The sequence below is a fragment of the Phycicoccus flavus genome (assembly GCF_004025965.2).
Classification (GTDB): domain Bacteria; phylum Actinomycetota; class Actinomycetes; order Actinomycetales; family Dermatophilaceae; genus Phycicoccus; species Phycicoccus flavus.
Genome location: NZ_SAYU02000052.1, coordinates 21937 through 29344 on the forward strand (window position 1 = coordinate 21937; position 7408 = coordinate 29344).

Below are 7408 nucleotides of genomic sequence, written 5' to 3' on the forward strand. Positions count from 1 at the left end.
ACTTGACTTAGGTTTGCCTCACCTTATTCACTGTCGCCGTGACCGCCCTCGCCACCGGCCCTCACCGGGGGACCGCCCCGCTTCCGTGGCTCCGCGACCTGCGCTCCCACGGGACCCGGGTCGCGCTGCACAGCCCCGAGGGCGCCGTCACCTACGCCGGGCTCGCGGACCGGGTCGACGCCCTGGCCGCCCGGCTGGCGGGCCCGCGCCGGCTCGTGCTCGTCCGCGGGCGCACCACCACCGCGTCCGTCGTGGCGCTGCTCGGCGCCCAGCAGGCGGGCCACGTCGTCCTGCTGGCGGCTGCCGGTGACACCGCCGACGCGCTGTCCGCGGCCTACGACCCCGACGTCGTCCTCGACGCCGCGGGCGGGGTCGAGGAGCGCCGCCACCGCTCCGTGCACGACCTGCACCCCGACCTCGCCCTGCTCCTCAGCACGAGCGGGTCCACCGGCTCGCCGCGCCTGGTCCGCCTGTCGGCCGACAACCTGGCCGCCAACGCCGCGCAGATCGAGGCCGCGCTCGGGACCCGGCCCGACGACTGCGCGGCCCTGGTCCTGCCTCTCTCCTACTGCTACGGACTGTCGGTGCTGCACACCCACCTCGCCGCCGGGGCCGCCGTGCTGCTCACCGAGGCCTCGGTCGTCGACGACTGCTTCTGGGCCGCCGCCCGCGACGCCGGCGTCTCGACCCTGCCCGGCGTCCCGCACACCTTCGAGCTCCTCGACCGCAGCGGGTTCGACCGCCGGGACCTGCCCCGCCTGCGCCGGGTCACCTCGGCCGGCGGGCGGATGGACCCCGAGCGCGTCCACGCCCTCGCCGAGCTCGGACGGCGGCGCGGCTTCGAGCTGTGCGTCATGTACGGGCAGTGCGAGGCCACCGCCCGGATCGCCTGCCTGCCACCCGACCTCGCGGCGACGCACCCGGACAGCGTCGGCCGGCCGGTGCCGGGGTCCACCGTGACGATCGAGGACGGCGAGATCGTCCTGGACGGCCCGAACGTCATGCTCGGGTACGCACAGGGCCCGGCCGACCTCGCCCTCGGGCGCAGCGTGCGGCGGCTGCGCACCGGCGACCTCGGCGAGATCGGCCCGGACGGGCTGCTGCGGGTCACCGGACGGCGGGCCCGGTTCGTCAAGGTGCTCGGCCACCGTGTCGCCCTCGACGTCGTCGAGCGCCGGCTGGCCGAGACCGGCGAGTCCGCACTCGTGGCCGGGCGCGACGGCCTGCTCGCCGTCGCGGCCGAGGGTGCGACGACGGCACCGGCCCGCGAGCGCGTGCGCCGGGCGACGGCCCGGGCCGCGGGGGTGCCGGCGCAGGCCGTGCGGGTGGCCGGCGTCGAGCATCTGCCCCGGCTCGTCAACGGCAAGCCGGACCACGGCGCCGTCCTCGCGCTCCTCGACACCCGGCCGCACGCGGCCGAGGACGCCGGTGGCGCGGACGACGTCGCCGCCCTCTACGCCCGCCTGCTCGAACGTCCCGTCGGCCCGGAGGACACCTTCGTCTCGCTGGGCGGCGACTCCCTCTCCTACGTCGAGGTCTCGCTGCGGCTCGAGCAGCACCTCGGCCACCTGCCACCGTCCTGGCACACGACCTCCGTCGGCGCGCTCGAGCGGCTGCGGGCGCGGACCCCGTCCCGCACCCCCGCCCCCCGGCAGCCGGCGACCGCCCGCCCGCGCCCCCTCACCCGGACGGTCGAGTCGAGCGTCTGGCTGCGGGCGCTCGCCATCGTCCTCGTCGTCGGCACCCACGCCGACCTGTTCACCCTGCAGGGCAGCGCCAACGCCCTCCTCGTCATCGCCGGGTACCAGCTGGCGCGCTTCCAGCTGGCCGACCCCGACCCCCGGACCCGCGCCCGCCGGCTGCTCGCGAGCGCGGGCCGCGTCGTCGCCCCCACCGTCGCGGTGGTCGCGTTCGCCCACCTGGCCATGGGCCTGTACGAGCCGCGCAACCTCGTGCTCCTCAACTGGGTGTTCGGGGAGGAGCGGCTCGGCCCGCCGTGGCGGTTCTGGTTCGTCGAGGCCCTCGTCGCCGCACTGCTGCTCGTCGCCGCGCTGGTGCGGACCCGCCCGGTCGCGGCCCTGGACGCCCGCTTCCCGCTCGGTCTGCCGCTCGCGCTCTCGGTGCTGGCCTGGGCGCTGCTGCGGTGGCCGGTGCTGCCGCTGCCGGTCCCGCACATGCACGGCTCGGCGCTCGTCGTCCTGCACCTGGTCCTGCTGGGCTGGGCGCTGGCCCGGGCCAGGACGCGGGCGCAGCACGTCCTGCTCACCGGCGTCGTCCTCGTCATGGTGATGACGTTCTCGCACAACGCCCTGCGGGACGGTCTCACCGCCGCCGTCGTCCTCGTGCTGCTGTGGGTCCCGGTGACGCGCGTGCCGGCGGCGCTCGTCCCGGCCCTGCGGGTGCTCGCGGCGGCGTCGCTGTACGTCTACCTCGCGCACTGGCAGCTGCTGCAGGTGCTGTGGCCGCTGGACGTGCCGCTGCTCGCGACTGCCGCCTCGCTCGCCGTCGGGGTCGGCTACTGGTGGCTGTGGACCGGCCCGCTCACCCGGGCGGCGCGGACGGTGCGCGAGCGGGTCAGCGGGCTCCGGCCGGCGTGACGGCGCCGGCGGGAAGGTCGAACCAGCGCAGGTCCTCGAAGTCCGCCGACAGCTGCTCGCCTGCGGCGGTGAGGTCCGGCGGGGAGGCGGCCGCGAGGATCCGGGCGGCTTCGCGCAGGTGCTCGGCGAGCATCTCCTCGCCTCCGCGGACCTCGCTGCGCGGCATCGAGACCGTCCCGTCCTCGCCGTAGACGACGTCGGCGAGGCGTAGCGGCGGCTCGACGACGCCCTCCCGGTGCCGCCACAGGCCCGTCTCCGGGTGGAAGGTGTAGTCGCCGATGAGCCGCCAGCCGTCGCGGGCGACCATCCGGACCGCCTCGACCACGTAGTCGGCGACGGTGTCGGAGATGAAGTAGTTGAAGTTCACCCGGACCCAGCCGGGCTTGATGCCCTCGCAGCCGCCGGCGATGCCGCGCTCCAGGGCGTGGCTGCGCTCGAGGTCGATGCCGAGCAGCCGGTGGCCGTAGGGCCCGGCGCAGGAGCAGCCACCGCGGGACTGGATCCCGAAGAGGTCGTTGAGCAGGGCGACGACGAGGTTGTGGTGCAGGTGCCGCCCGGTCGGGGCGCGCACGACGAAGGAGACGATCGAGAGCCGGTCGGCCTCGAGGTTGCCGAGGATCTCGATGGCCGGCTCCCGCGTCCAGGCCGCGACCGCGCGGGCGAGGAAGTCCTCCTCACGGGCTCGGATGGTGTCGACCCCCACGGCCTGCTTGAGCTGGAAGACCAGCCCGGCGCGGATGGCGTCGACGATGGCCGGGGTCCCGCCCTCCTCCCGGTGCTCCGGGTCGGGGTGGTAGGCGTGCACGTCCGCGTTGACGTAGGTCACCGTGCCCCCGCCGGGGACGACCGGCACCCGGTTCGTGAACAGCTCGCGACGGGCGGCGAGCACCCCGGGCGTCGAGGGCCCGCCGATGAACTTGTGCGGCGAGAGGAAGACCGCGTCCTTGTAGGCGAGCGGGTCACCGCCCGGGGGCGCCTGCATCTCGATGTCGACGTAGGGCCCGGCCGCCGCGAAGTCCCAGAAGGCCAGGGCGCCGTGCCGGTGCAGCAGCGCGGAGATCCCGTAGGTGTCCGAGACGATGCCGGTGACGTTGGAGGCGGCGCTGAAGGAGCCGATGACGAGCGGGCGGCCGGAGAGCTCGAGGAGCCGGGCCTCGAGGTCGCTCTCGTCGATGCGGCCGTCGGCGTCCTCGCGGATGGTCACGACGTCGGCGATGGTCTCGCGCCACGGCAGCTCGTTGCTGTGGTGCTCGTAGGGGCCGATGAGGACGACCGGCCGCTGGTCGGCGGGGATGGCGTCGGTCAGCCGCCACCGGTCCTCCAGGGCGCTCGGCACCCGCAGCCCGAGGACGCCGACCATCGTCGAGATGGCGCCGGTGCAGCCGGACCCGGCGAACAGCACGACGGTGTCCGTATCGCCCCCGACGGCCTCCTTGACGATGCGGCGGGCGTCCTCGCGCAGCCGGGTCGTCTGCAGCCCGGTGCCGCTGGACTCGGTGTGGGTGTTGGCGTAGGCGGGGAGCACCTCGTCGCGGACGAAGTCCTCGATGAAGGTCAGGGCCCGCCCGCTCGCGGTGTAGTCGGCGTAGGTGACCCGGCGGCGCCCGTACGGGGTCTCCATCACGTGGTCCTCGCCGATGACGGACTCGCGGATCCGGGCGACGAGCGCCTCGGCGCGGGGGTTCGGCAGACGACGGTCGGTCATGGCGCCCAGGGTCCCACGGGGCCGCCGGTTCTGTACGGTCGGCGGAGTGAGCGGCGGCGGGGTGGACGGGGGCGTCGCGCTCGGCGTCGGGCTCCCGGTGTCCGGTCCGTGGGCCACGCCGGCCGGGGTGCGGCACGTGGCCCGTCGGGCCGAGGAGCTCGGGTACGCCTCGCTGTGGACCTTCCAGCGGCTGCTCTCCCCGGTCGGGCGCGACCTCGGCCCCGGGCACGCCTCGGTGCTGGACCCCGTGCTCGCCCTCACGCTGGCGGCGGCGGACACCACCCGCGTCGGACTCGGCACGGCCACGGTCTGCGCCCCGTTCGTGCCGCCGATGGTGCTCGCGAAGGCCATGGCGACCCTCGACGTGCTGAGCGAGGGGCGCCTCACCGTCGGTGTCGGGATGGGCTGGCTGCCGGAGGAGTACGCCGCGGCCGGGGTGCCGTTCGCGCGGCGCGGTGCCCGGTTCGAGGAGTACCTGCGCTGCCTCGTCGCGCTGTGGACCCAGGACCCCGTCGAGTTCTACGGCGACTTCTACACCGTCCCGCCCGCCCACGTCGCGCCGTCGCCGGTGCAGCGGCCGCACCCGCCGGTGCTCGTCGGCGGGACCGCCCCGGCCGCGCTGTACCGGGCGGGCCGGCTGGCCCAGGGCTGGATCGGGAGCAGCGGCCACGACCTGGCCCGCATCGCCCGCGACGTCCAGGTCGTGCGGGACGGCGCCCGCGACGCCGGCCGCGACGTGGACGCGGTGCGCGTCCTCGTCCGGGCCGTGCCCGACCTGCGCGACACCCCGGCCGGCCCCGACCGTCGGCCGTTCCAGGGGACCGCCGAGCAGGTGCGCGCCGACGTCGCTGCCCTCGGCGAGCAGGGCGTCACCGAGGTGTTCCTCGACCTCAACCTCGCGCCCGCCCTGCACGCGCCGGGCGTGGCACCGGAGGAGGCCCTGGCTCTCGCCGACCGGGTGCTCGAGGCCTGCGCCCCGCCTGCCGGCTGACCGGGCTCGGGCGTGACTCCGAGGTCGTCGACCTCCCGGGTCCCCTCCACGCGTCGACCCGCGCGGGCCCTCGACCCCGTCGGTGCCCGCCGCTAGGGTGCCGGGGCATGGACATGATCCTGGGGGAAGGCATCGGCGCGGCCGGACTCACCGAGTGGCGCAAGCTGGCGCAGGGGCTGCACGCGCGGTACCTCGTCGACGACTTCGCGGCGGGCGCGCGCTTCGTCGTCGCGGTGGGTGAGGCCGGTGACGCCCTCGGCCACCACCCGTCGGTGTCGATGGACCGCGGCCACGTCGACCTGAAGCTCGTCAGCGACGACGCCATCTACCGCGAGGACGACGGCACCGAGCACGTCGTGCAGTGGGTCACCCGCCAGGACCTCGACCTCGCCGCCCGCATCACCGCGGTGGCGGCCGAGCACGGGCTCACCGCCGACCCCGGCGCGGTGGGCATGGTCGAGCTCGGGCTGGACACGGCCGACTCCGGGCGGGTGGCGCCGATGTGGGCCGCGCTGCTCAGCGGCGACCCGCAGGCGCAGGGCCGCGGCACGCCCGGCGACGAGGTCCGCGACGACTCCGGCCGGTCGCCCAACCTGTGGTTCGGGGACGCCCCGGACGACGAGGCCACGCCGCACCAGCGCTTCCACGTCGAGGTCTACGTCGCCCCCGAGGTCGTCGAGCAACGGGTCGCGGCCGCCGTCGCGGCGGGCGGGACCGTCGTCGACGACAGCGGGGCACCCGGCCTCACGGTCCTCGCCGACCCCGACGGCAACCGCGGCGTCCTCTGCACCGACGTCGGCGCCGCGCCGCAGGCCTGAGCCGACATGCCCGAGGAGCCCACCTACCGCGTCGTGCCGCTGGGCCCGGACACCTGGGACGCGTTCGACGCGCTCGTCCAGCGCCACAACGGCATCTTCGGTGGCTGCTGGTGCATCTGGTTCCACCCCGACGGCCCCGAGCGCGGACAGGGCGCCGAGGCCAACCGGGCCCTGAAGAGGTCCTACGTCGAGAAGGGCGAGGCGCACGCCGCCCTCGTCATGGACGGCGACGAGGCGGTCGCCTGGGCCGAGTACGGCACGCCCACCGAGCTGCCGACCATCCACCACCGCAAGCAGTACGACGCCGAGAAGGAGTCCGACCCCGACTACCGGATCACCTGCGTCTTCGTCGACAAGCGGCACCGCCGCCGGGGGGTCACCGAGCTCGCGATCACCGGCGCCCTCGACCACATCGCGCAGGCCGGCGGTGGCGTCGTCGAGAGCTACCCGCACGACCTCACCGAGCAGACGAAGAAGATGTCCTCCTCCTTCCTCTACAACGGCACCCGCCGCCTGTACGAGAGGCTGGGGTTCACCTACGTCCGGCCCAAGGGGCTGAAGAACTGCGTCATGGTCCGCACCGTCGACCCCGCCTGAGCCCGCGGCCCGGGCTCACGCGCGGGCGGTCCGCGGCAGACTGGCGGCGGAGGTGGCGATGGACCGGTACGGCAGCCTGACCGCCCGGACGTACGACGTGCTGTCCGGCGAGCCGGTGTACGGCGTGGGGCGGCGCCTGGCGCTCGCGGCCCTGGACCTGCGCCCCGGTGAGCGGGTGCTCGACGTCGGCTGCGGCACGGGCCTGAACCTGCCGTGGCTGCTGCGCGGGGTGGGGCCCGACGGGCTCGTCGTCGGTCTCGACCGCAGCCCGGCGATGCTCGACCGGGTGCGGGCGAAGGCCGCGCCCCACCGTCTGCCCCAGCTGCGGCTCGTGCAGGGCGACGCCTGCGCCCCCGACGTCCTCGCGACCGGCGCGGCCGGTGGAGAGTTCGTGTCCGGCGGGGTCGGGTTCGACGTGGTCCTCGCCACCTACTCGCTCTCCCTCCTCGCCGACGTCGAGTCGGCGTGGGCGACGATCCTGCGCGTCCTGGCGCCCGGCGGCCGCGTCGCCGTCGTCGACATGGCCCGGCCCACCGGGCGCTGGGGCTGGACCTGGCCGCTGGCCCGTCTGGCCTGCGGGCTCGGCGGGGCCGACATCGAGGCCCACCCCTGGCGGCTGCTCGAGCGCGACCTGCGCGTCACCGGGTCCTGGAGCCGGTGGGGCGGACACGTCCAGGTCCGCGTGGGGACACGGTGACGG

Annotated in this window: 6 protein-coding genes; 5 read left to right on the top strand and 1 reads right to left on the bottom strand. The window is 75.6% G+C overall.

The annotated features are described in order from the left end of the window. Positions 1-38 precede the first annotated feature (38 nt). Positions 39-2597 carry a non-ribosomal peptide synthetase gene (locus tag EPD83_RS14500; protein ID WP_165566760.1) on the top strand — a complete coding sequence of 853 codons (2559 nt, stop codon included), beginning with the start codon at positions 39-41 and terminating at the stop codon, positions 2595-2597. On the opposite strand, the gene EPD83_RS14505 is transcribed toward EPD83_RS14500, so the two are convergent. Next, the gene (locus EPD83_RS14505; RefSeq protein ID WP_165566761.1) at positions 2575-4302 is read right to left on the bottom strand and encodes an aminotransferase class V-fold PLP-dependent enzyme; all 1728 of its coding nucleotides are present in this window, start codon (positions 4300-4302) and stop codon (positions 2575-2577) included. The two genes, EPD83_RS14500 and EPD83_RS14505, sit on opposite strands and share 23 nt — an antisense overlap. Positions 4303-4348: 46 nt before the next feature. Between EPD83_RS14505 and EPD83_RS14510 the strand changes: the two genes are divergently transcribed. The 4 genes from EPD83_RS14510 (at position 4349) to EPD83_RS14525 (ending at position 7405) form a co-directional block, all read left to right on the top strand. Next, a complete protein-coding gene (locus EPD83_RS14510) occupies positions 4349-5293 on the top strand; it encodes a TIGR03619 family F420-dependent LLM class oxidoreductase (RefSeq protein ID WP_235950623.1) in 945 nt (314 codons plus the stop codon). A gap of 107 nt (positions 5294-5400) precedes the next feature. Next, entirely contained in the window at positions 5401-6111 is a 711-nt protein-coding gene (locus EPD83_RS14515; protein ID WP_128366899.1) for a VOC family protein, read from the top strand. Positions 6112-6117: 6 nt separating this feature from the next. Next, a complete protein-coding gene (locus EPD83_RS14520) occupies positions 6118-6708 on the top strand; it encodes a GNAT family N-acetyltransferase (protein WP_128366898.1) in 591 nt (196 codons plus the stop codon). Between the two features lie 58 nt (positions 6709-6766). After that, complete coding sequence (locus EPD83_RS14525) at positions 6767-7405, top strand: class I SAM-dependent methyltransferase (protein WP_128366897.1); 639 nt, start codon at positions 6767-6769, stop codon at positions 7403-7405. Positions 7406-7408: the final 3 nt, after the last annotated feature.